Here is a 25,987-nt window from a genome sequence, read left to right as displayed (position 1 = left end):
CTCCTCAGGCTTTACGCAGGGTGGAAGCGGCATCCTTGATCGCCGCCTTGATGCGCGGGTAGGTGCCGCAGCGGCAGATGTTGCCGCTCATCGCCGCGTCGATGTCCGCGTCGCTGGGATTTTTGTTGTCCTTGAGCAAGGCCGCCGCGCTCATCAGCTGGCCCGACTGGCAGTAGCCGCACTGCGGCACGTCATGCTTGATCCACGCCACCTGCAGCGGATGCGTGTTGTTGCGCGAGAGGCTTTCAATCGTCGCCACCTTCTGCCCCGCCGCTGCCGACAGCGGCGTCTGGCAGGAGCGCACCGGCTTGCCGTTCAGGTGCACAGTGCAGGCGCCACAGAGGGCGGCGCCGCAGCCGAACTTGGTGCCGGTCATGCCCAGTTCATCGCGTATCACCCACAGCAGGGGTGTGTCGGGTTCGGCATTGACGGAAACGGCGCGGCCGTTCACGTTGAGTTTTGTTGTCATCGGGGTCCCCTTTTGTTGAATCGCTGTCTGTCATCACAGGATCGGGCAGGCCCCAAAGTCAGCTACTACCCGAAGGCCTTGCGCGACTCATGCTAAGGCTGGGTTTTGGGGGGTATCCGGGTAGAAACCCTTGGCTGAAACAAAGTGTCGAGAAGATTTCTCAAGATGAGACATGAGGGGCGCGCCCGCTGTGCCCTCTAGAATCGGCCAACGCTCATGGCCATTGAGGCCCGATTCACCTGAACTTGAAAACCAAGATGATCCGACGCACGCTGGCAGGAATACTTTTGATTGCAAGCGCCTGCACTTGGGCCAATCCCCCTGCAACGCCTTCTGCACCACAGCCCACCGAAGTTCAACTGCAGGACCCCATGCCGGGGCAAGCACTGCTGTATCTGGTGAGAATTTCCGGAGATACAGAGACCGTTACGGTGTTGGTGGACGGGGCAAAGGTGGCCACTCTGCCGCAAAACAGCTACACCGCCATCAGTGTTGCCCCAGGTACAAGGCGGCTCACAGCCTCCACACCTGGTGGACAAGAGCGTGTCACGGAGCTCATGGCGCAAGCGGACGAGCGCCGGTTCTTTTACTTGCTCGCGCCCTTCTCACGACCGACAGGAGACTTCTCCCTCATGTTTGGTTTGCTCGGTGCCATTGTTCAGGAAACCATTAACCGCCCCGTTGCTGCCAGTGGAAACCGCATCTGGACCGAGACCCAGGAACCCGAAGCGAAAGGCATGATGGCCGGCACCACTCTTGCCCTGCCAGACTAAGGCAGATGGAAGGCCGCGCAGTAGCGCTCTAGCTGGCCACCCGATCCCGAATCTGCTGCAACGCAGCCGGGTCATCCATGGTCGTCAAATCCCCCGCATCCCTGCCCTCGCATACCGCCTGGATCGCACGGCGCAGCATCTTGCCGCTGCGGGTCTTGGGCAGGGCCGTCACAAAAAGCACGCGCGACGGCCGTGCGACCGCACCTAAATCGCCGTCCACGCGTTTCATGATTTCGCCTTCGAGCTTGAGGGCGGCCGCGCTGTCGGTCAGCACCGCGGCGTCCCTGGGCACGGCAAAGGCCATGGCGACCTGGCCCTTGAGCGCGTCGGCCACGCCGACCACCGCGACTTCGGCGACCTGGGCGTGGCCTGAGATGCTTTCCTCGATCTCGCGGGTGCCCAGGCGGTGGCCGGCGACGTTGATCACGTCGTCGGTGCGGCCCAGGATGAAAAAATAGCCGTCCTCGTCGCGTATGCCCCAGTCGAAGGTGGAATAGACCATCTTGCCGGGCACGCTCTTCCAGTAGGTGTTGACGAAGCGAGCGTCATCTTTCCATATGGTCTGCATGAAGCCGGGCGGTGTCGGGCCTTCGATGACCACCACGCCTTTTTCGTTGGGCTGCGTCAGTTCTTCGCCGGTGGACTCGTGCAGGATCTTGACCTTGAAGCCGTACATGGGCACGCCGGGGCTGCCGAAGCGGCTGTCCTTTTTTTCAACGCCGTTGGCGATGGTGATGATGGGCCAGCCGGATTCGGTCTGCCAGTAGTTGTCGATGATCGGCACCCTGAGGCCTTCGCTGATCCAGCGGGCCGTGGGCTCATCCAGCGGCTCGCCGGCCAGATACAAGGCGCGCAGGCTGGAGAGGTCGTGCTTCTTGAGCAGGGCCGGGTCTTGCTTTTTGAGCACGCGCACGGCGGTGGGCGCGCTGAACATTCCGGTGACCTTGTATTTTTCGACCAGGCTCCACCAGATCGCGCCATTGGGCTGCTTGTCCATGCCCTGGGTGGGCAGGCCTTCATACATGATGGTCGCCATGCCGGCGATCAGCGGGCCGTAGACGATGTAGCTGTGGCCCACGACCCAGCCGATGTCGCTGGTCGAAAAATAGGTCTCGCCGGCGCGGCCGTCGAAGATGTGTTTCATGCTGGCGGCCAGCGCCACGGCGTAGCCGCCGGTGTCGCGCTGCACGCCCTTGGGCTTGCCGGTGGTGCCGCTGGTGTAGATGGTGTAGCTGATGGCGGTGGAGTCCAGCCATTCGCAGTGCACCTGGGCGTGCAGGTATTTGGCGCGCAGGGTCTCCCAGTGCAGGTCGCGGCCGGCCACCATGGGCATGGGCGCCAGGCCGCGGTCGACCAGCAGCACGGCTTCGGGCTGGTGTCTGGCCAGGCGAATGGCTTCGTCGAGCAGGGGCTTGTAGGCCACCACTTTGCCGCCGCGCGAGCCGGCATCGGCGCTGATGATCACGCGCGGCGTTGCGTCGTCGATGCGCGAAGCCAGCGAGCCGCTGGCGAAGCCGCCGAACACCACGCAGTGGATGGCGCCTATGCGCGCGCAGGCCAGCATCGCAAAAGCCGCCTCGGCAATCATGGGCATATAGATCAGCACGCGGTCGCCCTTGACCACACCCATGGCGAGCAGGCTGGCGGCCATGCGCTGCACTTCGGCGTGCAGTTCGCGGAAGGTATAGGTTTTTTCAACGCCGGTTTCACTGGAAACGTAAATCAGCGCCGCCTGGTCGGACCTGTCCTTGAGGTGCCTGTCCACCGCGTTGTGGCACAGATTGGTTTGCCCGCCCTCAAACCAGTGGGCAAATGGCGGATTGTCGTCATTGCAGACGCGGGTGAAGGGCTTGTGCCAGTCGATCAGTTTGGCCTGCTCGGTCCAGAAGGCCTCGGGCTGGTCTATGGACTGGCGGTAGAAATCTGCGTAGCTCGTCATTGCTTGTCTCCATTTTTAATTTTTAGATTCTTCAGATTTTGACGACCACACGGCCGCGCACCTTACCGGCCATCAAGTCCGCCGCTTTTTCGGTGGCACGGGCCAGCGGCACATCCTCGACCATGGACTCCAGCTTGGCCGCGTCCAGGTCTCTGGCCAGGCGCTCCCAGGCCTGTTGCCGTTTGGCCAGCGGCGCCATCACGCTGTCTATGCCGGCCAGTGTCACGCCGCGCAGGATAAACGGCATGACCGTCGCGGGAAAATCCGCGCCCTGGGCCAGGCCGCAGGCCGTCACCACACCGCCGTAGCGCGTCTGCGCGCAGGCATTGGCCAACGTGTGAGAGCCCACGGCGTCCACTACTGCGGCCCAGCGTTCTTTTTGCAGCGGCTTGCCGGGCGCAGACAGTTCCGCCCGGTCAATCACGCTGCCGGCGCCCAACTGCTTGAGGTAGGCCTCCTCGCTGGCCTTGCCGGTAGCGGCCACCACGGTGTAGCCCAGCTTGCCGAGCAAAGCCACGGCCACACTGCCCACACCGCCGGTGGCACCCGTCACGAGCACTTCGCCGTCGCCGGGCTTCACGCCGTGCTGCTCAAGCGCCAGCACGCTCAGCATGGCGGTATAGCCGGCCGTGCCGATCGCCATGGCCTGGCGCGCGCTAAAGGCCGCCGGCAGCTTGACCAGCCAGTCGCCCTGCAGGCGCGCGCGTTCGGCCATCAGGCCCCAGCGCGTTTCGCCCACACCCCAGCCGTTGTGCACAAAACGGTCGCCAGCCTTCCAGCCGGCGTGGGTCGATTCCAGCACGGTGCCCGCGCCGTCAATGCCCGCGACCATGGGCCAGTTGCGGACCACCGGGCCCTTGTTGGTGATGGCCAGGCCGTCCTTGTAATTGAGGGTGGAGTATTCGACCTGCGCCAGCACATCGCCGGCGGGAAGCTGGGCCTCATCGGTATCGGTCACCGCCGCCGAAAAACCGGCGTCGGACTTGCTGAGCAAAAGGGACTTGAACACGGCGTTGTCTCCAGTGGATTGTTGTTTCAGGTGCCGGAAAACGATGGGAAACCAGWGAAACTGAATTCTTAATTATGGATAATGGGCTTTCAGGAGGCTGACGGCGCCACCCAACCCAGGATGCGGAGTTCACGGCAAGTTTCGAGCGAAGAGGAAGCTTGTAGGTTCAAGGCTGCGCTAGTCGCGCAAGATCGCCTCACCGGTCCGCGGGTTGACAAGGGTCACGTTCTCAAGCGCCCGGATGCGCCAGGTATCGTGCTGTCTCGTCAACACGGCGAGGATCAGCGTATCCACCACGTGTGGCCCGGCCGGATGAGCGGCGCCGGCAGCCAGGCGACTCCAGAAATGAATGACCGCCGCCCCGTCGGCAATAGGGGCGATATCGATCAGCTCGTTCTGGAGCGTGGAGTCGCGATAGATTGTTTCGTGAATCGGAACGTGGAGTGCAACGATCTCCTCAACACCCCGGACATAGTGCCCGAAGCGATTCACGAAGGTTGCGTCCTGGTCGAACAGCTCACCGAGAGCCACCATGTCGTGAGCGTTCCAGACGTCCTGAAAGGCGCCCGGTGCATCTTCAGGTTTTTTCATCTTGGTCATGCTCCCATGCCCTATTGCCACGACTGGGACACCGTTTCACAGCGGCGTCTCCCATCAATTGATGATTTTGCCCATGCCATTCTCTACACGGGCTCTCAGTTGTTGAATGAACTCTGAGTCATAGAGTTCCCAGCTTTCGAGCTCGCCAACAACTTTTAAAGGCAGCCTGCTTCGATAGGACCGCGTCGGGTTGCCCGGGAACTTCTTGTCTGTCACGTTGGGATCGTTCTCGAATTCTCCCGTCGGCTCAACGATGTAGACCCGCGGCCTGCCGCTGCCTTTGGCTATTTCCGCGGCAAGCCCAGCGCCTTTGGGGATGGCGGTGAAATAAATGTGATTCATCACGACGCTTTCGTCGTAATTCGATTTAAAGCCTGAACTCAGCAGGTCGCCTGGCTGCAATTCGGCTTTCGTGCCATGAAAAAAAGGGCCGGTGTCCAAAGCTGCCATAAGTTGTCAAGTGAAAACGGGGGTGATGCGGTGCCCCCCAGTTCAGGTTCATTTCGCGGCGATCAGCGCAGGACCGACATCCATGCCGTCGTAGGACGCCAACCCATGTTTCTCAGCGAACTAGCGGCGGAGCCGCCTCCCGTTGTGGGGGAGCCCACATAGGAAGAGTTAGGCATTCGGCACCTACTTCGTGGAATAAGTGTCGAGGAACTTCCCGACGAGGTTACCTTCCTCCGTTCCGTCGGGCTTGGTAATGAGCCAGTCGATCATCGCCGCCTCCTGAAAAGAATACACATCGCCGTGGCGGAAACCTTCAACGAGCTCGATGTCACTCCATATCCTTCCTGTAATCAAGCCGTTGCGAATGCTCTGTACCGCAACAAAGACCTGCTCCACGTTTCCCTTTCTGTCGGAGAGGCGCGTAGTGAGAAAGAATGAATGACCTCTCGGGAGCCCGGCAAGGAACCGCTGCTTTGCCTGTGGATATGAGGCCCTTGCTTGAGCAACGTACGGCGCAATTGCTTTCTCCATGCGCGCCGCCGATTCGGCGCGGACAGGATTGTCTTTCGGAGCGTTTGGCGCCAACGCAGGATCGGCGGCGAGACTGCAGGTTGCTACCAGCCCGAGAAGCGCGGAGACAAAAGCGTGTTTCATAGTGTCGAGGGAACGGTGGCGTCTAACGTTTGACTTAAGCGGGCCGCTGCAGGCATGTCCGCTTGAAAGAAGGGCTCGCCTGGCTTGAACCAGTTGCCTGATCAGCTTAGGCCTCACGGTCGCGTCCAAAGGGCTGGGCCACTCGTTCAGCCAGAGAAACCGGGCTAAGCCGCTCGGATTGTAGAAAACTGGCATCAGCGCACACTACTGAGCCAACCTTGCTGCCGCCCCAATACTCGAGCTCGGTGCCCAGGCAACTGGGACACACGATTGCATGGATGAGCTGCTTGCCATTGACGGGATCGGCGAGCGAGGCGAGAACCTCCCAGAAGGCGTTGGAGTGCTCCCCTGGGATTTGATCGCTCACCTTTTGCGCGAACGCTGACCATGCGCTTGCAATCAGGAATTCTCGACCGTCGTCGGTGGAGAGAATCACCTCGCCGTAAGCGGATTCACCAAGGCATGCATGAGCGAAGACGGCACCGCAGCGCTTGCACTTTGCTTCACAAAGGGCGATTGGCATCATGAGGCTCAACGTTGACACCGCCCGGCATGCAACACAAGCCGCGAAGCGGCCTCCTGCTGCTGCGGTTTCGTGTTGGCCAACCAGTTAAAGGTCATTGCGGTTGCGCCTCGTACACCACTGAAAACACACACTTGCTGGCCTCCTGAGAGGTAGACACCTGGCACTTTACGACAGCGGGCATAAGCGCCACAACGGTTTCTTCGGCGAGAACTGGCTTGCTCTTCGCGAAGCGCGCGCAACGAGCCAATGCTATTTGCTCCTGTGACGTCTTGGGTACGGCAGGGAAGCCAAAGACCACTTTCGAGTTTTGAGCAGTCAATCCGACATAAAAATCCCTGTTGGGATCATTGGCCAGGAGCTCGGCCACCTTCAATTCTGCGTCCGCCTGTGAAGCACCTTTGTCCCTCAAAGCCGTGAGAATTCCTGCACTCATGGCCGAAGTTGTGCAGGCATCGGCAATATTTCCCACGAATAAAGCTCCGCGGGCCTTGAATTCTGTTTGCGCGGATAGAAGCAAGGGCGCCGTGAGCATCGAGGCTAAAACGAGTACCGGCTTTGTTCGCATACGACGGGWTGACCTTTAATGTTTGACATGAGAGGCTCGGCCCCAGCTTGCCGAGGCGAGCCCTCTCGATGGAAGGGTTAAGTGCTTCGGCCCAGTGTATGGATATTTTCTCCGGCCACCCCACTCTCAAGCCACGCATTGATTTGAGGCAGCAATGATGCAACTTCATTCGCCAGCGCGACGTATTTCGCCAAGTCTTCCCCGAAGCCCGAGAACTTGAAGCCGCGAAAGAGTTCCTCGGACGCTTCAAGCGTTTGCTGAAGCCGAGCCCGTTGGAGTGGGGATATATGGGCCACGCCAATATTTTCTTCCTGCACGACCTCGCCCCAGCTTGTATTGAGAGCGCCTCTCTTGCCGCGCGCAAATTCCAGAATGAATTGCCCACCGTACTTCCAGTACTGGATAGACAATAGATCGAGGTTCTCCGTGGACCTGCGCTGAAAGTTCGAGCTTGTGCCAATAAAGCCAATGCGGCTCAGCTCCGGCAGCAGAACCTTCTTGAGAGCCTTGCGCATCAAATCACCTTCGCGAGACATACAAAGCGCCTAAGGTTGGCGTTCGGCCGCCTGCGGAAGCTGGCGAAGCCAGCCGTGGCAGGTCGGCTGCAGCGAAGGGTCAGGCGCCGCCGCACTTCACCCCCGAACAGGACTCTTGGATGGGCGCTGAAACCCCGCACCGTAACTTAATAGCTTCGTCGATAGCGCGCATACCTGGGTAAAGGGTATCGATGGTGCTTTGAGGTGGTGTGCAGTTGAGGCAGCCGTAGCTGTGACGGTACGTAGCAGAGCCATCGTAGTGCACCACAAAATAGAGATTGCTCTTGATGCCTTTGTATTCATACCAGAATCGATGCACCTGATCTGGTCTTTCAATTCCGTGAAGCGTCAGTGGTCGGCTACCTAGCTCCCAGGAATAGCTGACATTCTTTACGCCCTCGACGGATGAGACGGCGTCCTGGACGCACCGGGCTGGCGGAGCCGATGGCATCGGGTCGGTGTAGCGCGCAACGCCATGTATGTGGTCGCAGCCGGTAACAAGCGCTGAGATGGCCAGGAGCAAGACTCGCATTTGTGGCGCCGAACGTTTGAGATAAGAGACGTGACCCGGCTTGTCGCGGTACGTCTTCTCGATTGAAGGCTTAAGCGATTGTTTCACTTGGAGCGAATTTTGGCGCTGCGCCGGTTTCGGTTTAACTTGACCATCGAATCCCTTCAGAACTCTCTTGTTGATTGGAATTTCAGCAAATATTTTGCAGTTTTAGCATGGCTTGAAGCAAGCGGCCCGAACTTTCGCCGGGGCACTTCCCTTCAGACTATGCGCCGCCCGAAAACCGGATCAGCGGATAAACCAGCAATACCGCGGCAAGCAGTGCCGCCAGGGTGCGCACATGGTTCCACATCGTCCAGCCGGCCACATAGCCGCGCCAGAAACCGGCGGCCTCCGGGCTGGCGGGGTCTTGCCGCGCCAGCGCGTTGTTCAGCGGCACATTAAAAACCATGGTGACGCCGAAAGTGCCCACGATATAGAACAGGCTTCCCACCGCCAGGCAAAGCGCGCCAGCCGCTTGCCAGTGCATCACCGCGTAGACAAGAAGCACGGCGCAGGCCAGCGCGGTACCCATAAAGAGTCCCAGGAAACCTGGGTTGAGTACCACGACATTGATGGACTGCATGGCGGCAATGCCCGAGGGCGGGCTGATGCGGGCCAGGGCTCCCATCACGAAGTTCGAGAACGCCAGGAAAATGCCGGCAACGAGCGCACAGCCTAGGGCTGTAAGAAAGGTCAGCGCAAAGAGCAAGGTGTCGGCAGCCGGCATGGAATCCTCACAATCGGGACGGAAATCGAGGAATTACTGTAATGCCGCAGGGCTATGGCGGCAACCGTGCGGCATGGTTGACGGATGCGTTAAGGGTGTCGAAGCACTTTGGAATGCTCGGGTTTTAGCGGTGAATGAATTGCTCATTTCAAGGCGTACTCGATCGGCAGGGTTACCCACGAATCCACGGCGCGGCCCCAGCGGGTTCGTGCGGGGTTGAATTTGAATTGCTTCATGGCCGCCACCGCAGCCGCATCCAGCCTGTCAAAGCCTGAACTTTTGTGAAGCCGCACCTCGCCGGGTTCACCGCTGGCCAGCACCCGCACTCGTAGTATCACGCGGCCCTCCTCCCCAAGACGCCTGGAGACAGCGGGATATTCAGGGCTGGGTGAACTTGCCTGACTCACAGGCTGCACGATTTCGCCGGTGGCGCAGCCCGCAAGGAGTGTAAAAAGAAGAAGCCAGAGTATGCGCAGGGTATAGGCAGCTTGAAAGCCGGCCCGCCTCACTTCACCAGCCCCAGCACATCCTTGAAGGCCTCATGCTCGGCCGTGCGCAGCCACTCAAACGCCACCATCTCGGTGGTCACCAGTTCGGCGCCGTTGCCGGCCAGGCGGTCAAAGGCGGCGTCGCGGTTGCGTTCGGTGCGCGAGCTGCAGGCGTCGGTCACAACCCAGACTTCAAACTCTTCCTCCAGCAGGTCGAGCGCGGTCTGCATCAGGCAGACATGGGCTTCGCAACCGGCGATGACGATGGTGCCCCTGCCTTCTTCCGGTTCGGGCGCGGGCTTTTGCAGATGCTTGGGCAGGCTGCGGGCGTTGCCGCCGGCCTGCACCTTGCGCACGGGCGGGCGCAGCAGGTCGACGAGGCCGTCGGCGACGGCGCTGAAAGACATCTTGTCCAGCGTGCGGCCGCCGGCGGCGGCGATGGCCGCTTGCAGTTCGGGCACGAGAGGGCCCAGCGAGCCGGGGTTTTCGGCCGTGCCCCAGACCGGCACCTCCAGCAGTTTGGCCATGCGCGCCAGCTTGAGCGCATTGGCCAGCACCAGGCTGTTTTCAAAAATGGCGGGCATGAGGCGGGACTGGTAGTCCACCAGCACCAGTTGGGAGTCGTCGGCATCGAGCAGCATGGGAATTCCTGGAAAAAATAAAAGCGGATCAGGCCGGGGCGTAGCGCAGGCGCTCCACCAGCGTGATCAGGTAGGCGTCAAACAGCAGCGTCGCGTCCTGGCCGAACATGCGTATGCGGCCAGTGTGCTGAAGCAGCAGCAGGCCCACGCCATGGGAGAACAAAGCCGTATTTTCGCGCAAGGCGTCTTCGGCGTTCAAACCCATGGCCTGCAACGCGCCTTCGCAGGGCCGCAGCGCATCATGCAGGCGGTCATTGAGCTGGAAGTTCAGTTCGGCCGTGAGCCCGCGCGGGCGCATGCCCTGCATCAGGTAAAAGCCCAGGTCCAGGTCGCGCGGGTTGGCCGCGAAAAAACCGAACCAGGCACCAGCCTTGGCTTCCAGCAGGTCGGCCGCCTCAATGCAGTCTGCGCCGGCCACATCCACCGCGGCGTTCAGGCGCTCCAGCGATTCGGCCAGCAAGGCGCCATAGATGGCCTCCTTGCTTTCGAAGTAGGAGTAAATGGCGCCGGCGGTGTAGCCGGCCTCCTTCGCGATTTCACGGATGCTGGCCCCCTCCATGCCCAGGCGCTCGAACACCGCGCGGGCCGCGTCCAGCACGCCCCTTCGGCGCGAATCGCTTTGGGCTTGCTGGCGGTCTAGTCGGGCTTGCATTCGTCAAATGTAAAGGCAAGCCTTGCCGGGGTTTTGGTGAAAATTAACTGTTGTTTTTTATTTTGAACGTTGTTAGATATTTGAAAGATATTTAGAACTTTTTTGATGTCTGAGGTGTTTTTGGTGGAGTGCTCTCTTCTGCGTTCTGCTGGCCGGGGTTGCCCGGCGGCAAGTAACTTTCTTTTGCTTCGCCAAAAGAAAGTCACCAAAGAAAAGGCGACCCTGGTTCCTGCGTCCCCTACGCTTCGCTACGGGGCAACCTGCGGTGCTCGGTCCAGACGGGGTCTCGCTAAACTCGCCTTCGGCTCAAACAACGCGATCCCTGATCCGTCTGGCCCTGCGCTCAATACTGAAAACCACAAGGACTCGCCTTGGCGAGTCCTTGTTTGTATTTGTCTTCTTGGTTTCTTGGTATTTCTGTCTTTGTCCCCGCTCCCGCTTGCCCCGTCCTGGCTGGGCCGAGGAGCGCAGACGTAGGCGGATCAGGGATCGCGCTTGTTTGAGCGAAGCGAGTTTGCGCGAGACCCCGCCGTAGGCGAGCACCGCAGGTTGCCCGCAGCGAAGCGTAGGGACCCAGACTGCGGGTCGCCTTTTCTTTGGTGACTTTCTTTTGGCGAAGCAAAAGAAAGTTACTTGCTGCCGGGCAACCCCCGGCCAGCAGAWCTTAGAAGAGGGCACAGAGGAAGCGCGCCCGCCGGCGCAAGACCCGGCACCTAAACCTCTGGCGCCACAACCTCCGCATATTCATAAAGCGCCCCCAAAATCCCTTCCCCCCGCTCATCCGCCGTCTCCGACAGGACATCAATCCGCGCAAACAGCGTATCCACATTGCGCGCCCCGCCCTCGCCTTCGAGCAGCCAGGCAACGCGGTGCGCCTCCCAGCGTTCGGCATCTTCGGGCGACAGGGTCTCGGGGAAATTGCGGGCGCGGTAGCGGAACAGTATTTCTTCGAGCCGGTCGTCGTCAAAGCCGGCACGGCTGTGGGCGAGTTCGGCGGGCGACAGTGCGCGCAGCTGGTTCAGGCGGCGCCGGTCGGCGTTGCCGATGAAGCCGCCGTAGAGGTCTTCGTCGACGTCGGGCGCGGCCTCTTTGGGGCGCTGGAAAACCTCGGGCCAGATGGCGCTCATGTCGGGCAGGGCTGCGGCTTTTTCGGCGTTGCGCAGGGCGGCCTCGATGTCCACGCCCCACTGGGCCGCCATCTCGGGCGTCAGGGTGGCGAGTTTGCGCACCACCATGGGCGATTTGTTGAGGTGCACCGACTTGATGGGCAGGCGCTGCACGCCCTCGGGCAGGTCGACGGATTTGCTGAAGAGGCGCTGGCGCAGCGTGGCGACGTCCAGCAGCGGCAGCTCACCGGGGTCTTGCGACAGATCCCAGGCCAGCAACTCGTTCTTGTTGGTGGGATGCGTGGCCAGCGGCCACATGACGCCCAGGCAGCCGCGCTCGGGCGGGAACATGCCGGAGATATGCAGAAAGGGCTGGGCCGTCTGCGGGCTGGTGGGCAGGCCGAGTTCGGCGGCGACCCTGTCCTTTTTGTGCAGGCTCAGGGCAAAGTCGAAGAGCTTGGGCTGCGCCTGGCGGATCAGCCGGGCCAGCGCGATGGTGGCGCGCACGTCGGACAACGCATCGTGCGCCGCCTCATGCATCAGGCCGTTGGCGCGTGCCAGGTCTTCAAGCTTGAAGCTGGGCCGTGTCGCCTTCGGGTCGTCGGGAAAGCGCTCGTCGGGCTTGCGCGGCCAGGCGATGCCTTCGGGCCGCAGGGCGTAGGCCATGCGCACCACGTCCAGCAAGTCCCAGCGGCCGCAGTCGTTCTGCCACTCGCGCGCATAGGGGTCGATGAGGTTGCGCCAGAACAGGTGGCGTGTGACTTCGTCGTCAAAGCGGATGGTGTTGTAGCCCACGCCAATCGTGCCGGGCTCGGCCAGCACGGCCTCGATGCGGGCGGCGAATTCGTGCTCGGCCACGCCGCGCTCCAGGCACAGCTGCGGCGTGATGCCGGTGAGCAGGCAGGACTCCGGGTCGGGCAGGTAGTCGTTGGCGGGCTTGCAGTAAAGCATCAGCGGCTCGCCGATTTCGTTGAGTTCGGCGTCGGTGCGTATGCCGGCGAACTGCGCGGGACGGTCGCGCCGGGGGTTGATGCCGAAAGTCTCGTAGTCGTGCCAGAGAAAAGTGTGGGAGGCCATGGAACGTCTCGGAAGGGATTGTTAAAGCAAGGGGGAAAACAGCCGCGCGGTGGCATCCCCCAGCCGCACGAGGAAGCGCTGCGGCCTGTGGGCGCGCACGGCGGCGGCGCTGCGCAGGTCGGTTTCAAACTGGTCGGCCAGGGGCCCTGCCAGCGCCGGGCCGTAGACCACCGCCATGACCTCAAAGTTCAGGCGGAAGCTGCGGTTGTCGAAGTTGGCGGTGCCGGCCATGGCGCAGTGGTCGTCGACCACCAGAGTCTTGGAGTGCAGCATGCGGGCCTTGTATTCCCACACTTTGACACCGGCAGCGATCAGCTCGTCATAGTAGGAGCGCGCGGCGGCGCTGACGATCAGGCTGTCGCTGCGGCGCGGCACCAGCAGGCGCACGTCGACGCCGCGCAACGCGGCGCTGGTGAGCGCCATCAGGGCAGGCTCGCCGGGCACAAAATACGGCGTGGTCAGCCAGGCGCGCTGGCAAGAGGCGTTGATGGCCGCCACGTGCATGCGGTGTATGGGCTCCAGCGTGGTGTCGGGCCCGCTGGTGACGATCTGCACCGGGATCTCGCCGGCCTCGGCTTCGGGCTGCAGCCGCGGCAACAGCTGCGGCAAGGCGCGTTGCCCGTCGTTCAGGGACTCGCCGGTGGTGTAGGCCCAGTCCTCGAGGAAGGTGGTCTGCAGCCAGCGCACGGCGCTGCCTTCTATGCGCAGGTGCACATCGTGGTAGGCGTCGCTGCGGGTGCGCCGGTCTTCTTCGTCGGTGATGTTGACGCCGCCGGTAAAGCCTATGCTGCCGTCGCAGACCACGATCTTGCGGTGGGTGCGGTAGTTGGTCACCGGGCGCAGCCGCCGGCCTATGCGGGTGTCGTGAAAAAMCGCGACCTGCCCGCCGGCCGCCTGCAGCGGCGCCAGGAAGCCGCTGCCCAGGCGCTTGGAACCCAGCGCGTCGACCAGCAGCCGCACGGTGACGCCCTCCCCGGCTTTTTGCACCAGCAGGTCGCGCAGTTGGGTGCCGATCTGGTCGGGCTCGAAGACGTAGTACTCAAGGTGGACGTGGTCGCGGGCTTCGCCCACCGCCTCGAAGATACGGTCGAAGGTGCGGGCGCCGCCCGAAAGCAGCTCGACCGAAGTCGCGCTGGACACCGGCAAGCCGCAGGCGGCGGTGCCCAGCGCGGCCATTTGCCGCAGGGCCGCGGGCGCCATTTCCGCAGCTTCGCGCAGCAAGGCCAGGTCCGCACCCGCGCGCTCACCGGCGCGGCTGCGCAGGCGCTTGAGGCGCTGTTTTTTCAGGCGCTGGGGGCCGAGGAAGTAATAAATGACAAAGCCCGCGAAAGGCAGCAGGGCCAGCGACAGTATCCAGCTCATGGTGGATACCGGGGCACGCTTTTGCATCACGATCCAGATGGACAGCACCGCGATGTAGGCGCTCCAGGCCAGGGAGAGGCCGGTTTTCCATTCGGAGCTGAGTTCGGGGAGCGTCAAGACAGGATTTGAAAGGGTTGGCGGCGCTGGCGGGCATGAAAAAAGGCCGATAGCGTGATGCTACCGGCCTTTTGGGTGGGTGCTGAAAAATCAGCGCCTGCCAAGCCCTCAGTTGGTCTCAGCCGCCTCGGCTTCGGGTTTGGCCTTGCCCTCTTTCTTGGGCAGCGGCTGGATGTCGAGCTCGACCTCGCCGGTCTCCACGCCTTTTTCGTCGGCCGTCACTTTCATGTCGACCGTGAGGCGCCCGCCGTCGATCAGGCGGCCGAACAGCAGTTCGTCGGCCAGCGCGCGGCGAATCGTGTCCTGGATCAGGCGCTGCATCGGGCGCGCGCCCATCAGCGGGTCGAAGCCCTTCTTGCCGAGGTACTTGCGCAGCGTGTCGGTGAAGGTGACCTCAACCTTCTTCTCGGCCAACTGGGTCTCGAGCTGCAGCAGGAACTTGTCGACCACGCGCAGGATGACGGTTTCGTCGAGCGCCTTGAAGCTCACGGTCGCATCCAGGCGGTTGCGGAACTCGGGCGTGAACAGGCGCTTGATGTCGGCCATCTCGTCGCCGGACTCGCGCGGGTTGGTAAAACCGATGGTCGCCTTGTTCATCGTCTCGGCACCGGCGTTGGTGGTCATGACGATGATGACATTGCGGAAATCGGCCTTGCGCCCGTTGTTGTCCGTCAGCGTGCCGTGGTCCATGACCTGCAGCAGCACGTTGAAGATGTCCGGGTGCGCCTTTTCGATCTCGTCGAGCAGCAGCACGGCATGCGGCTTCTTGGTGATGGCCTCGGTCAGCAGGCCGCCCTGGTCGAAACCGACGTAGCCCGGGGGCGCTCCAATCAGGCGGCTCACAGCATGGCGCTCCATGTACTCGGACATGTCAAAGCGGATCAGCTCGATGCCCATGATGTAGGCCAGCTGCTTGGCGGCTTCCGTCTTGCCGACGCCCGTGGGGCCGGAGAACAGGAAGGAGCCGATAGGCTTGTCGTCCTTGCCCAGGCCCGAGCGCGCCATCTTGACGGCGGACGAAAGCACATCGAGCGCCTTGTCCTGGCCGAAGACCACGCTTTTCAGGTCACGCTCCAGCGTCTTGAGCTTGCCGCGGTCGTCGTTGGACACGTTGGCGGGCGGGATGCGGGCGATCTTGGCCACGATCTCTTCGACCTCGGCCTTGGTGATGATCTTCTTGCGTTTGGACGCGGGCAGGATGCGCTGGGCGGCGCCGGCTTCATCAATCACGTCAATCGCCTTGTCGGGCAGGTGGCGGTCGTTGATGTACTTGGCGCTGAGCTCGGCCGCGGCCTGCAGGGCGGCCACGGCGTACTTGACGCTGTGGTGCTCTTCAAAGCGCGACTTCAGGCCTTTGAGGATGTCGACGGTTTCCTGCACCGTGGGCTCGACCACGTCGACCTTCTGGAAACGGCGCGACAGGGCCGCGTCTTTTTCGAAGATGCCGCGGTATTCGGTGAAGGTGGTCGCGCCAATGCACTTGAGCTGGCCCGAGCTGAGCGCGGGCTTGAGCAGGTTGGACGCGTCCAGCGTGCCGCCCGAAGCCGCACCGGCACCGATCAGGGTGTGGATCTCGTCGATGAAGAGGATGCCGTTGGGCTTGTCCTTCAGCGCCTTGAGCACGCCCTTGAGGCGCTGCTCGAAGTCGCCGCGGTATTTGGTGCCCGCGAGCAAGGCGCCCATGTCGAGCGAATACACATTGGCTTCGGCCAGAATCTCCGGCACGTCTTTTTGCGTGATGCGCCAGGCCAGGCCCTCGGCGATGGCGGTCTTGCCCACGCCGGCCTCGCCGACCAGCAGCGGGTTGTTCTTGCGGCGGCGGCAGAGGATCTGGATGACGCGCTCGACCTCGTACTGGCGGCCGATCAGCGGATCGATCTTGCCGTCCTTGGCGAGCTGGTTCAGGTTGACGGTGAACTGCTCGAGCGGGGAGGCCTTTTCGTTCTTCTCGGCGCCCTCTTCGTTCTCGGCCGCGCTCTCGCCGGCCTTGGCGGGCTCGGGTGGGTCGCTCTTCTTGATGCCATGGGCGATGAAGTTCACCACGTCCAGGCGGGTGACGCCCTGCTGGTGCAGGTAATACACGGCGTGCGAGTCTTTTTCGCCGAAGATGGCGACCAGCACGTTGGCGCCGGTGACTTCCTTCTTGCCGTTGCCGGTGGACTGCACGTGCATGATGGCGCGCTGGATCACGCGCTGGAAACCCAGCGTGGGCTGCGTGTCGACATCATCGGTGCCCGCGACCTGCGGGGTGTTGTCCTTGATGAAGTTGGCCAGCGACTTGCGCAAATCGTCGACGTTGGCGGAGCAGGCGCGCAGCACTTCGGCGGCACTGGGGTTGTCCAGCAAGGCAAGCAGGAGGTGCTCAACGGTGATGAACTCGTGGCGCTGCTGGCGCGCCTCGACAAACGCCATGTGCAAGCTGACTTCTAATTCCTGGGCAATCATTGATCTTCCTTTCGGCTTGCTTGGGTTACTTAACTGACTTATAGCTCGAATATTGGCCGGATTCGCGATTATTCAATGGGCTCGCTGACACACTGCAACGGATGGCCGTTCTTGCGGGCGGCTTCGGTGACCTGGTCGACCTTGGTGGCGGCCACGTCCTTGGAGAAAACCCCGCAGACGCCTTTGCCGTCCAGGTGGATCTTCAGCATGATCTGCGTGGCGGTTTCCCGGTCCTTGTTGAAAAACTCCTGGATCACCACCACCACGAACTCCATGGGGGTGTAGTCGTCATTGAGCAGAACGACCTGGTACATCTGCGGCGGTTTGGTCTTTTGCGGCCGGCGCTCCAGCACGACCGAATCCCCTCCGTTGTCCGGCCTGACGGCTGGTACCGGATGCTGCACCGGAGTGTTCGGGGTTTTGGGAGACTTGGTTGCCATGGAATTCATTCTAGCCACCGATATAACCCAGTGCGCCTGTTAGGGAAATTGGTGGCGGGAACGCGACATTCAAGCGTGATTTTTTGCTTATTTCGCGGACATGAAAAAACCGCCTCGGGATTGCTCCCGGGCGGCTTCAAAATAGAGGGCTGGGCCCGCTTTACATGTGGTCGATCATGACCTGGCCGAAACCGGAGCAGCTGACCTGGGTCGCGCCTTCCATGAGGCGGGCGAAGTCATAGGTGACCTTCTTGGACTCAATGGATTTCTCCATCGAGCTGATGATCAGGTCGGCGGCCTTGGTCCAGCCCATGTGGCGCAGCATCATTTCGGCTGAGAGGATCTCGGAACCGGGGTTGACGTAGTCCTTGCCGGCGTACTTGGGCGCCGTGCCGTGGGTGGCTTCAAACATCGCGACGGTGTCGCTCAGGTTGGCGCCGGGGGCGATGCCGATGCCGCCGACCTGGGCTGCCAGCGCGTCGGACACATAGTCGCCGTTCAGGTTCAGGGTGGCGATCACGCTGTATTCAGCGGGGCGCAACAGGATCTGCTGCAGGAAGGCGTCGGCGATGCTGTCCTTGACCGTGATTTCCTTGCCGGTCCTCGGGTTCTTGAACTTCATCCATGGGCCGCCGTCGATTTCCACCGCGCCGAATTCCTTCTTGGCCAGGGCGTAGGCCCAGTCACGGAAACCGCCTTCGGTGAACTTCATGATGTTGCCCTTGTGCACGATGGTCACGCTGGGCTTGTCGTTGTCGATGGCGTACTGGATGGCCTTGCGCACCAGGCGCTCGGTGCCTTCGCTGGAAACCGGCTTGATGCCGATGCCCGAGGTGTTCGGGAAGCGGATCTTCTTGACGCCCATCTCGTCCTGCAGGAACTTGATGAGTTTTTTGGCCTTGTCGCTGCCGGATTCGAATTCGATGCCGGCGTAGATGTCTTCCGAGTTTTCGCGGAAGATGACCATGTGGGTCTTTTCAGGCTCTTTGACCGGGGAAGGAACGCCCTTGAAGTACTGGATGGGGCGCAGGCAGACGTAGAGGTCGAGTTCCTGGCGCAGCGCAACGTTCAGGCTACGGATGCCGCCGCCCACGGGCGTCGTCAGCGGGCCCTTGATCGAAACGACGTAGTCGCGCACGGCGTGCAGGGTTTCTTCGGGCAGCCACACGTCGGGGCCGTAGACCTTGGTGGACTTTTCACCGGCAAACACTTCCATCCAGTGGATCTTCTTCTTGCCGCCGTAGGCTTTGGCAACAGCAGCATCGACCACCTTCAACATGACCGGCGTGATGTCGGCGCCGGTGCCGTCGCCTTCGATGAACGGGATGACGGGTTCGTCAGGGACGTTCAGGGAGTTGTCGGCGTTGACAGTGATTTTCTGGCCTTGAGAAGGCACCTTGATGTGCTGGTACATGTAGGAAAGTCTCCGGTGAGCGCTGAGGCGTGGAAGGTACGCCCTGTAGCAGTTAGGTAAAAACCCCTAAATTCTAGCCGTAAATGCAAGGAGCAAAAGAATTTGGGGGCTTGTGTCAACGGCCGGGGAAGGGGCTCCGTTACGGTAGGGCCTCCGAGAAGTTCGGGGTATTTTTTCCAATAACGTTATCAAGGAAATTCCAAATGAACAAAATCCTCGCTGCTTTGATCGCTGGCCTCTTCGCTGTTGGTGCATACGCACAAGCTCCTGCCAAGCCTGCTTCCGCTCCTGCTGCTGCAGCCGCTCCAGCACCTGCTGCCGCTCCCGCCGCAGCTGCCAAGGCTGATGCCAAGCCCGCCAAGATGACCAAGGAAGAAAAAGCTGCCGCCAAGGCCGCCAAGAAAGAAAAAGCCGCTGCTGAAAAGAAAGCAAAAGCTGAAGCCGCCGCAGCCAAGAAAGCTGAAGCCGCTGCCGCCAAGAAGGCAAAGGCTGACGCCGCTGTCGCCAAGAAAGCTGAAGCCAAGAAGTAATTCCTGGTGACTTCGGTCAGAATGCCCGCCGCGTGCGGGCATTTTTTATGCGCGTCGTTTATGCTGGCAGATCAACTTCATGCGTGGTGACTTTATGTTTTCAACACCTGGCGCCCATTCTTTGGGCAAGGTATTCCAGGTCCTGGCCAGCGCCTTGGCCCTGGCCGCCCTGCTCTCCCCTCTGTGCGCTTCGGCCCAGGAGGCGCCGCAGATGAACCTGCAGCGCGTCAAGCTGTCTGCCGGCATGCACCTGATTGATGCACAGGTGGCCCTTACGCCCGAGCAGCGGCAAATCGGCCTGATGTTCCGCAAGGAGATGCCGCAGCAGGAAGGCATGATCTTCGTGTTCGAGCAGCCCAGCCAGCAATGTTTCTGGATGAAAAACACCTTGCTGCCCTTGACGGCGGCATTCGTGGCGGACGACGGCACCATCGTGAACCTGGCTGACATGAAGCCGCAAACCACGGACCCCCATTGCTCCGCCAAGCCGGTGCGCTACGTGCTGGAAATGAACAAGGGCTGGTTCGCTCAAAAGGGCATCAAGGCCGGCAGCAAGCTGGGCGGCCCACCGTTTGAAGCCAGGCGCWGATTTTTCCGCCCGCCCGAATGCAAAAAAGCCGACTTGAAGTCGGCTTTTTTACGGGCGCTGAGTGCGCCGGCAGCGTCAATCAGGCGAAGTTGGCTTCCGCGAAACTCCAGTTGACCAGGTTGGACAGGAAAGTTTCAACGAATTTGGGGCGCAGGTTGCGGTAGTCGATGTAGTAAGCGTGTTCCCAGACGTCGACCGTCAGCAGGGCCTTGTCGGCGGTGGTGAGCGGGGTGCCGGCCGGGCCGGTGTTGACGATGTCCACSGWGCCRTCAGSCTTCTTGACCAGCCAGGTCCAGCCGGAGCCGAAATTGCCGACGGCGGACTTGACGAACGCTTCCTTGAAAGCGGCGTAGGAGCCGAATTTGGCATTGATGGCCGCAGCCAGCGCGCCGCCGGGTTCGCCGCCGCCGGCGGGCTTCATGCAGCTCCAGAARAAGGTGTGGTTCCAGATCTGGGCCGMGTTGTTGTAAAYGCCGCCGCTGGAYTTCTTGACGATCTCTTCGAGCGTCATGGCTTCGAACTCGGTGCCTTTTTGCAGGTTGTTGAGGTTCACCACGTAAGCGTTGTGGTGCTTGCCATGATGGTACTCAAAGGCTTCCTGGCTGTAGTGCGGCGCCAGCGCGTCGATCGGGTAAGGGAGTGGTGGGAGCTTGTGTTCCATGATTTTTCCTCGTGGTGATGAATAAACTGTTATTGAACGGTTGCGAACGCTGTCCGGGCCATTGTAAAAACTAAATCAGGCGGCGCGCGGTGACGGTCAAATCGACCTCGCCGCCGGCAAGGGTAGCGCGCACGGGCTGGCCTTCATGCGTCTTTTCGGGGCTGGTGATCGGCTGGCCCTGCAAGTCGGCCAGCCAGGCATAGCCGCGCTTGAGGACCAGTTTCGGGTCCAGCAATTCCAGCCGCAGCTGCGCGCGTTCCAGGCGCTGCCGGCCGCGCCGCAGGCTGCCCTCCACTTCGCGCGGAAACTCGCTCGCCACGGACTGCAGCTTGAGCCGCTCATGCTGCAAGGCTGAGCGTAAGGCGTGATTCAGGCCCTGTCCCAGCCCGGCCAGGCGCGCATGCTGGCGAGTCACCAAATGTGACGGCCGGCTGACCCGGGACGCCGCCCAGTCCAGGCGCTGGTTGTGCGATTGCAGCTGACGGTCCACGCCGTTCTGCAGGCGCGACAAGGCCAGGTCCAACGCGCTGAGCCAGGTGCTTTGCGGCTGCGCGCACAGCTCGGCAGCGGCGGTAGGCGTYGGCGCGCGCACGTCGGCGCAAAAGTCGGCGATGGTGAAGTCGGTTTCATGCCCCACACCGCTGACCACCGGCACCGGCGAGGCCACGATGGCCCGCGCGAGCTGCTCGTCATTGAAGGCCCACAGGTCTTCCATGGCACCGCCGCCGCGCACCAGGAGCAAAACGTCGATCCGGTCCTGGTTGCGCCGTTGGTAGGCCTTGTACAGGGCCTCGCGCAATTCGCCCGCAGCCTGCGCGCCCTGCACGCTGGCCGGATAGATCATCACGGGGATATGCGGTACGCGCCGCTGCAGCGCGCTGACAACGTCATGCAGGGCCGCGGCGCCCAGCGAGGTGACGACGCCGATCGCACGCGGCAACAGGGGCAAGGGGCGCTTGCGGCCCTGCTCGAAAAGGCCCTCAGCCTCCAGCCTGGCCTTGAGTTGCAGGAACTGCTCGAACAGGTTGCCCTGCCCGGCCTGCCGCATGGACTCCACCACCAGTTGCAGCTCGCCGCGCGGTTCGTACACGCCCAGGCGCCCGCGCAACTCCACCAGTTGGCCGTCCCGCGGGGCGAAATCGAGCAAACCGGCTGCGCGGCGGAACATGGCGCAGCGGATCTGGCCCTGCTCGTCCTTGAGGGAAAAATAGCAGTGGCCGCTGGCCGCACGCGAGAAGCCGCTGATCTCGCCCTGCACGGCTACCGGGTTGAAGCGCGCCTCCAGGCTGTCCGCAATCGCGCGCAGCAGCGAGCCCACGGGCCAGATACGCACACCCGCCTCGCGTCCCGCCGGAAACGGCCTCTCGGGACGAGACGCTGGCTCAAACATGGCCAAACCCCTTGATTTCGCGGGGGCAGTACTCCACAGAGCGCCGTCCCGTATGGTCGAAAGACCCTGTTCCCTGCGGATGACGCGATAAATTCGTGTAACTCATTGATTTTGAATAACTTAATTCTGCTCAAATTTTCATCGTTTTGTCATATCCACGATTTGACGCGGCTTGGCGGGCGCACCGCCCTTACTTGCTCACAAAGTTATCCACAACTTCTGTGGGCTAAGTCTGACAAAAACCGGATATTGAAAACATTCGGGATGGATGTGCCGCGCATCGCGCGGCGCTGCAGTATCTGTAAGCCATAATCCACCACAAATTATCTGCTTGGAGATGTGCATTGTTTTCGATCATACAAGCCGCAGGCTGGCCGATCTGGCCCTTGGTTGCCTGTTCCGTCTTGGCTCTTGCCCTGGTTATCGAGCGTTTCACCAGCCTCAAAATCCGCAAAGTCGCGCCCCCAAAACTTCTTGACGAGGCCATCACCGTCTCCCGCGCTTCCATCCCTTCGCCCGACGTCGTCGCGCAACTCGAGCAGAACTCGGTGCTCGGCGAAGTGCTGGCCAGCGGCTTTCGCGCGCTGAACACCAACCCGCGCATCAGCGAGGACGATCTGCGCTCCATCCTCGAAGGCGCCGGACGCCAGGCGGCGCACAAGCTGGAGCGCTACCTCGCGGCTCTGGCAACCATTGCCTCCGCCGCTCCGCTGCTGGGCCTGCTGGGCACGGTGATCGGCATGATTGAAATCTTCGGCTCCCAGGCCGGCGGCGGTGGTGTCGGCGGTGCGACCGGCGGTAACCCCGCGCAGCTGGCGCACGGTATTTCGATCGCGCTCTACAACACGGCTTTCGGCCTGATGGTCGCCATTCCAGCGCTGATCTTCTGGCGCTATTTCCGGGCCCGCGTGGATGGCTACCTGCTGAGCATGGAACTGGCCGCCGAGCGCTTCGTCCGCCACCTCAATACGCTGCGTAAATGAATTTTCGTCCTCACCCCCACGACGAACCGGAGATCAACCTGATCCCCTTCATCGACGTGCTGCTCGTGGTGCTGATCTTCCTGATGCTGTCCACCACCTACAGCAAGTTCACCGAACTGCAGGTCAAGCTGCCGGTGGCCGACGCCGAACAGCAACGCGACTATCCCAAGGAAGTCATCGTCGCGGTGAGCAGCGACGGCCGCTACATGGTTAACAAGACCCTGGTCGAAGGCCGCGGCATCGAGGCGCTGGGCGCCGCGCTGGCCGAGGCGGCCAAGGCCGGCAAGGAGAGCGTCATCATCATCAGCGCCGACGCCAGTGCCACGCACCAGGCGGTCATCACCGTCATGGAGGCGGCGCGCCGCCAGGGCCTCACGCAAATCACGTTTGCCACACAGAGCGCCGCGATGGGCGGGGCGAAATAAGCCCCTGGCCATTCCCGGCCGCAACAGCCGCCCTCCCCGCGAAACGGCCGTGAAACACCTTCTGCAGAACGCCTGGCTCACCCGCGGAGGGCTGGCATGCCTGCTCTGGCCGCTGGCGCAGCTTTACGGCCTGCTGGTGCGTTTGCGCCGTGCGCTGTACCGACGCGGCATCCTGCGGTCCGAGCGTTTCAAGGTTCCCGTCGTGGTGGTCGGCAATGTGGTCGCCGGCGGGGCCGGCAAAACCCCGCTGGTGATTGCGCTTGTCAGGCACTTGCAGGCGCAGCGTATTGCGGTCGGCGTGGTGTCGCGCGGATACGGGCGCTCCGGTTCGGACTGCGTGGAGGTCACGCCCACCGCGCCGCTCGCGCAAACCGGCGACGAGCCGGCCCTGATCCACAAGGTTACTGGCGTGCCGGTTTTTGTAGCGGACAAGCGCGCCGAAGCACTGCGGGCCTTGCTGGCCGCCCATCCCGAGACGGCCGTGGTGCTGTGCGACGACGGCCTGCAGCATTACGCCCTGCAGCGCGACATCGAAATCGCCGCGTTTGACGACCGTGGCGCCGGTAATGGCTGGCTGTTGCCGGCGGGCCCGCTACGCGAACCCTGGCCCGGGCGCAAACATCATGGCCTGGATCTTGTGCTCCACACCGGGCAGAAACCCGCCTTCGAAGGCTTCACCTCCAGCCGGCAATTGGCCGACGATGCATGGTCGCCCGGCGGCGACCGGGTCGCGCTGGCCAGCTTGCGCGGCCGGCCGGTGACGGCGCTGGCCGGCATCGCCAACCCGTGGGCATTTTTCGGCATGCTGGAGGACCGCGGCCTGATGCTGGAGGCCACCATCACCCTGCCCGACCACCATATATTCAGCGAGGCCGACCTGGCCGGGCTGCAAAGCCGGACCGTGCTGTGCACCGAAAAGGACGCCGTCAAGCTGTTTGCCCTGCCGGGCGCGACCGGGTTGGACATGCTGGCCGTGCCCCTGGTGTTTTCGCCCGAACCGGCCTTTTTCGCCGCCTTTGACGCGCTGCTGGCGCCCCTGCTTTCTCCATTACCATCGAAACATGGACACCAAACTGCTTGAACTGCTGGTCTGCCCCGTGACCAAAGGCCCGCTTGATTACGATCGGGAAAAACAGGAACTGCTCTCCCGCAGCGCCCGGCTGGCTTACCCCGTGCGCGACGGCCTGCCCGTGCTGCTGGAAAGCGAAGCACGCACCATGACCGACGAAGAGCTGGGCCTGTGAGCTTCACTGTCCTGATCCCGGCCCGGCTGGCCTCCACCCGCCTTCCCAACAAGCCGCTGGCCGACATAGGCGGCGCCCCCATGGTCGTGCGCGTGGCGCAGCGCGCCATGCAAAGCGCGGCCTTGCGCACCGTCGTCGCGACCGACAGCCAGGAAATCATTGAAAGATGCGCGTCCTTCGGCGTCACGGCTGTGCTGACCCGCGTCGACCACCCCAGCGGCAGCGACCGGCTGGCCGAAGCCTGCGGCGTGCTGGGCCTGGCGGACGAGGACATCGTGGTCAACGTCCAGGGCGACGAGCCGCTGATAGACCCGGCGCTGATCAACGCCGTGGCGCGGCTGCTCAACGAGCGGCCCGACTGCGCCATGAGCACCGCCGCGCACTCCATAGGCCAGCTGGCCGACCTGCAGAACCCGAACGTGGTCAAGGTGGTGCTGGATGCCCGCCACACCGCGCTCTATTTCAGCCGCTCGCCCATCCCCGCGGGCCGCGACTTCGCCGGCCAGGCCTGGTGGGAGGCCGGCAGCACCCTGCCCAAGCCGCTGCGCCATGTCGGAATCTACGGCTACCGCGTGGGTTTTCTGCGAGAGTTCCCCCGCCTTCCCCAGTCACCGCTGGAGCAACTCGAGCAACTGGAGCAGCTGCGCGCCCTGTGGCATGGCCACCGCATCGCCGTGCACATCACCGATGACGCGCCCGGCCCGGGCGTCGACACCGCCGAAGACCTGGACCGCGCCCGCAAGCTGTTTACCTGAGCGAGCATCCCCACTGGGAAGCCCTTGCCTGTAAGGTGCTGTCAGGGGTGCATGCTATCCTTGGGAAAAACGCAAGTGGAAGGCCTGCAGGACGCGCTGGCAGCCCTTCACACCTGCCCCAAGCAACCCCAGCGGATAACCGGCGCGCCGGCCCGGGGTTGGCTTCACGAATTCATAAAATCCGAGGACATCCATGAGACTGATATTGTTGGGCGCGCCTGGCGCGGGCAAGGGGACACAAGCGACCTTCATCTGCCAGAAGTACGGCATCCCCCAGATTTCCACCGGCGACATGTTGCGCGCGGCCGTCAAGGCCGGCACGCCTCTGGGAATTGAAGCCAAGAAAATCATGGATGCCGGCGCGCTGGTCAGTGACGACCTGATCATCAACCTCGTGAAGGAACGCATTGCCCAGCCCGATTGCGCGAAGGGCTTTCTGTTCGACGGTTTCCCCCGCACCATCCCCCAGGCCGACGCGATGAAGTCGGCGGGTGTCAAACTCGACTATGTGCTGGAGATCGACGTGCCCTTTGAAGCCATCATCGAGCGCATGAGCGGACGCCGTTCGCACCCCGCCTCGGGCCGCACCTACCACGTCAAATTCAACCCGCCCAAGGTCGAGGGCAAGGACGACGTGACCGGCGAGCCGCTGATCCAGCGCGAAGACGACAAGGAGGAAACCGTGCGCAAGCGGCTGGAGGTCTACAGCGCCCAGACCCGCCCGCTGGTGGACTACTACTCCGGATGGGCCAAGGTCGCACCGGACGCTGCTCCCAAATACCGCGCCATCAGCGGCATGGGCACGGTAGACCAGATCACGGCGCGCGCCTTCGAGGCCCTGTCCGCTTAAGCCTTCGCAGGTCCACA

At 62.4% G+C, this 25,987-nt stretch carries 28 protein-coding genes and 1 pseudogene; 9 read left to right on the top strand and 20 right to left on the bottom strand.

What is annotated here, in order from left to right; translation table 11 throughout:
- Positions 1 to 4 precede the first annotated feature (4 nt).
- Complete coding sequence (locus AC1D1Y_RS15455) at positions 5 to 469, bottom strand: (2Fe-2S)-binding protein (protein WP_477652117.1); 465 nt, start codon at positions 467 to 469, stop codon at positions 5 to 7.
- A gap of 245 nt (positions 470 to 714) precedes the next feature.
- On the opposite strand from AC1D1Y_RS15455, the gene AC1D1Y_RS15450 reads away from it, so the two are divergent.
- Positions 715 to 1,242, top strand: coding sequence for a hypothetical protein (locus tag AC1D1Y_RS15450; protein WP_477683089.1), 528 nt, complete (start codon positions 715 to 717; stop codon positions 1,240 to 1,242).
- A 28-nt stretch (positions 1,243 to 1,270) separates the two neighbouring features.
- On the opposite strand, the gene AC1D1Y_RS15445 is transcribed toward AC1D1Y_RS15450, so the two are convergent.
- The 17 genes from AC1D1Y_RS15445 to icd form a co-directional block, all read right to left on the bottom strand.
- Positions 1,271 to 3,181 carry a propionate--CoA ligase gene (locus AC1D1Y_RS15445; protein WP_477683088.1) on the bottom strand — a complete coding sequence of 637 codons (1,911 nt, stop codon included), beginning with the start codon at positions 3,179 to 3,181 and terminating at the stop codon, positions 1,271 to 1,273.
- Positions 3,182 to 3,212: 31 nt separating this feature from the next.
- Positions 3,213 to 4,190, bottom strand: a complete 978-nt coding sequence (acuI, locus tag AC1D1Y_RS15440) for an acrylyl-CoA reductase (NADPH) (protein WP_477683087.1) — start codon at positions 4,188 to 4,190, stop codon at positions 3,213 to 3,215.
- Between the two features lie 177 nt (positions 4,191 to 4,367).
- Positions 4,368 to 4,790, bottom strand: coding sequence for an SgcJ/EcaC family oxidoreductase (locus AC1D1Y_RS15435; protein WP_477683086.1), 423 nt, complete (start codon positions 4,788 to 4,790; stop codon positions 4,368 to 4,370).
- Between the two features lie 54 nt (positions 4,791 to 4,844).
- The gene (gene arr, locus AC1D1Y_RS15430; RefSeq protein WP_477683085.1) at positions 4,845 to 5,240 is read right to left on the bottom strand and encodes an NAD(+)--rifampin ADP-ribosyltransferase; all 396 of its coding nucleotides are present in this window, start codon (positions 5,238 to 5,240) and stop codon (positions 4,845 to 4,847) included.
- Positions 5,241 to 5,423: 183 nt separating this feature from the next.
- Positions 5,424 to 5,894, bottom strand: coding sequence for a hypothetical protein (locus tag AC1D1Y_RS15425; RefSeq protein ID WP_477683084.1), 471 nt, complete (start codon positions 5,892 to 5,894; stop codon positions 5,424 to 5,426).
- A 106-nt stretch (positions 5,895 to 6,000) separates the two neighbouring features.
- A complete protein-coding gene (locus AC1D1Y_RS15420; RefSeq protein ID WP_477683083.1) occupies positions 6,001 to 6,420 on the bottom strand; it encodes a hypothetical protein in 420 nt (139 codons plus the stop codon).
- A gap of 91 nt (positions 6,421 to 6,511) precedes the next feature.
- Positions 6,512 to 6,889: a hypothetical protein gene (locus AC1D1Y_RS15415; RefSeq protein WP_477683082.1), complete on the bottom strand. Its 378-nt coding sequence runs from the start codon at positions 6,887 to 6,889 to the stop codon at positions 6,512 to 6,514.
- 173 nt (positions 6,890 to 7,062) lie between these two features.
- Positions 7,063 to 7,521 carry a hypothetical protein gene (locus AC1D1Y_RS15410; protein WP_477652125.1) on the bottom strand — a complete coding sequence of 153 codons (459 nt, stop codon included), beginning with the start codon at positions 7,519 to 7,521 and terminating at the stop codon, positions 7,063 to 7,065.
- 776 nt (positions 7,522 to 8,297) lie between these two features.
- Positions 8,298 to 8,801, bottom strand: a complete 504-nt coding sequence (locus tag AC1D1Y_RS15405; RefSeq protein WP_477683081.1) for an anthrone oxygenase family protein — start codon at positions 8,799 to 8,801, stop codon at positions 8,298 to 8,300.
- A gap of 143 nt (positions 8,802 to 8,944) precedes the next feature.
- A complete protein-coding gene (locus AC1D1Y_RS15400; RefSeq protein ID WP_477683105.1) occupies positions 8,945 to 9,208 on the bottom strand; it encodes an energy transducer TonB in 264 nt (87 codons plus the stop codon).
- 98 nt (positions 9,209 to 9,306) lie between these two features.
- Positions 9,307 to 9,930, bottom strand: coding sequence for an isochorismatase family protein (locus AC1D1Y_RS15395; protein WP_477683080.1), 624 nt, complete (start codon positions 9,928 to 9,930; stop codon positions 9,307 to 9,309).
- A gap of 28 nt (positions 9,931 to 9,958) precedes the next feature.
- A complete protein-coding gene (locus AC1D1Y_RS15390; RefSeq protein WP_477683079.1) occupies positions 9,959 to 10,582 on the bottom strand; it encodes a TetR/AcrR family transcriptional regulator in 624 nt (207 codons plus the stop codon).
- 713 nt (positions 10,583 to 11,295) lie between these two features.
- Positions 11,296 to 12,765: an exodeoxyribonuclease I gene (gene sbcB, locus AC1D1Y_RS15385; protein WP_477683078.1), complete on the bottom strand. Its 1,470-nt coding sequence runs from the start codon at positions 12,763 to 12,765 to the stop codon at positions 11,296 to 11,298.
- A 21-nt stretch (positions 12,766 to 12,786) separates the two neighbouring features.
- Complete coding sequence (cls, locus tag AC1D1Y_RS15380) at positions 12,787 to 14,244, bottom strand: cardiolipin synthase (protein ID WP_477683077.1); 1,458 nt, start codon at positions 14,242 to 14,244, stop codon at positions 12,787 to 12,789.
- 108 nt (positions 14,245 to 14,352) lie between these two features.
- Positions 14,353 to 16,689 (bottom strand): ATP-dependent Clp protease ATP-binding subunit ClpA, encoded by a 2,337-nt coding sequence (gene clpA, locus AC1D1Y_RS15375; RefSeq protein WP_436154487.1) that lies wholly within the window; start codon positions 16,687 to 16,689, stop codon positions 14,353 to 14,355.
- A 68-nt stretch (positions 16,690 to 16,757) separates the two neighbouring features.
- Positions 16,758 to 17,129, bottom strand: a complete 372-nt coding sequence (clpS, locus tag AC1D1Y_RS15370; protein ID WP_477683076.1) for an ATP-dependent Clp protease adapter ClpS — start codon at positions 17,127 to 17,129, stop codon at positions 16,758 to 16,760.
- 160 nt (positions 17,130 to 17,289) lie between these two features.
- Positions 17,290 to 18,543, bottom strand: a complete 1,254-nt coding sequence (gene icd, locus AC1D1Y_RS15365; RefSeq protein WP_477651967.1) for an NADP-dependent isocitrate dehydrogenase — start codon at positions 18,541 to 18,543, stop codon at positions 17,290 to 17,292.
- A gap of 203 nt (positions 18,544 to 18,746) precedes the next feature.
- Between icd and AC1D1Y_RS15360 the strand changes: the two genes are divergently transcribed.
- Entirely contained in the window at positions 18,747 to 19,073 is a 327-nt protein-coding gene (locus tag AC1D1Y_RS15360) for a cell envelope biogenesis protein TolA (protein WP_477683075.1), read from the top strand.
- A 94-nt stretch (positions 19,074 to 19,167) separates the two neighbouring features.
- Positions 19,168 to 19,656: pseudogene (locus tag AC1D1Y_RS15355) on the top strand (DUF192 domain-containing protein); the annotation flags it as partial.
- Between the two features lie 85 nt (positions 19,657 to 19,741).
- On the opposite strand, the gene AC1D1Y_RS15350 reads toward AC1D1Y_RS15355, so the two are convergent.
- Together AC1D1Y_RS15350 and xseA are read right to left on the bottom strand one after the other, a co-directional pair.
- Positions 19,742 to 20,323 carry a Fe-Mn family superoxide dismutase gene (locus tag AC1D1Y_RS15350; protein ID WP_477683074.1) on the bottom strand — a complete coding sequence of 194 codons (582 nt, stop codon included), beginning with the start codon at positions 20,321 to 20,323 and terminating at the stop codon, positions 19,742 to 19,744.
- Between the two features lie 70 nt (positions 20,324 to 20,393).
- Positions 20,394 to 21,713 (bottom strand): exodeoxyribonuclease VII large subunit, encoded by a 1,320-nt coding sequence (xseA, locus tag AC1D1Y_RS15345; RefSeq protein WP_477683073.1) that lies wholly within the window; start codon positions 21,711 to 21,713, stop codon positions 20,394 to 20,396.
- A gap of 344 nt (positions 21,714 to 22,057) precedes the next feature.
- Here xseA and AC1D1Y_RS15340 point away from each other — a divergent pair, with 344 nt between their 5' ends.
- The 6 genes from AC1D1Y_RS15340 (at position 22,058) to adk (ending at position 25,970) form a co-directional block, all read left to right on the top strand.
- Positions 22,058 to 22,696: a MotA/TolQ/ExbB proton channel family protein gene (locus tag AC1D1Y_RS15340; protein WP_436154481.1), complete on the top strand. Its 639-nt coding sequence runs from the start codon at positions 22,058 to 22,060 to the stop codon at positions 22,694 to 22,696.
- The gene (locus AC1D1Y_RS15335; RefSeq protein WP_477651972.1) at positions 22,693 to 23,121 is read left to right on the top strand and encodes an ExbD/TolR family protein; all 429 of its coding nucleotides are present in this window, start codon (positions 22,693 to 22,695) and stop codon (positions 23,119 to 23,121) included. Before AC1D1Y_RS15340 ends, AC1D1Y_RS15335 begins: the two co-directional genes overlap by 4 nt.
- A gap of 49 nt (positions 23,122 to 23,170) precedes the next feature.
- Positions 23,171 to 24,202, top strand: a complete 1,032-nt coding sequence (lpxK, locus tag AC1D1Y_RS15330) for a tetraacyldisaccharide 4'-kinase (protein ID WP_477683072.1) — start codon at positions 23,171 to 23,173, stop codon at positions 24,200 to 24,202.
- A complete protein-coding gene (locus AC1D1Y_RS15325; protein ID WP_477651974.1) occupies positions 24,183 to 24,365 on the top strand; it encodes a Trm112 family protein in 183 nt (60 codons plus the stop codon). The genes lpxK and AC1D1Y_RS15325 overlap by 20 nt, the downstream gene beginning before the upstream one ends.
- Positions 24,362 to 25,120 carry a 3-deoxy-manno-octulosonate cytidylyltransferase gene (kdsB, locus tag AC1D1Y_RS15320; RefSeq protein ID WP_477683071.1) on the top strand — a complete coding sequence of 253 codons (759 nt, stop codon included), beginning with the start codon at positions 24,362 to 24,364 and terminating at the stop codon, positions 25,118 to 25,120. Before AC1D1Y_RS15325 ends, kdsB begins: the two co-directional genes overlap by 4 nt.
- 193 nt (positions 25,121 to 25,313) lie before the next feature.
- Positions 25,314 to 25,970: an adenylate kinase gene (gene adk / locus AC1D1Y_RS15315; RefSeq protein WP_477651976.1), complete on the top strand. Its 657-nt coding sequence runs from the start codon at positions 25,314 to 25,316 to the stop codon at positions 25,968 to 25,970.
- The last annotated feature ends 17 nt before the right edge of the window (positions 25,971 to 25,987 follow it).

It is taken from the genome of Polaromonas sp. P1_G1 (assembly GCF_056405595.1).
Note: the sequence above shows the minus strand (reverse complement) of the source record. Positions and strands in the feature narration are given on the sequence as shown.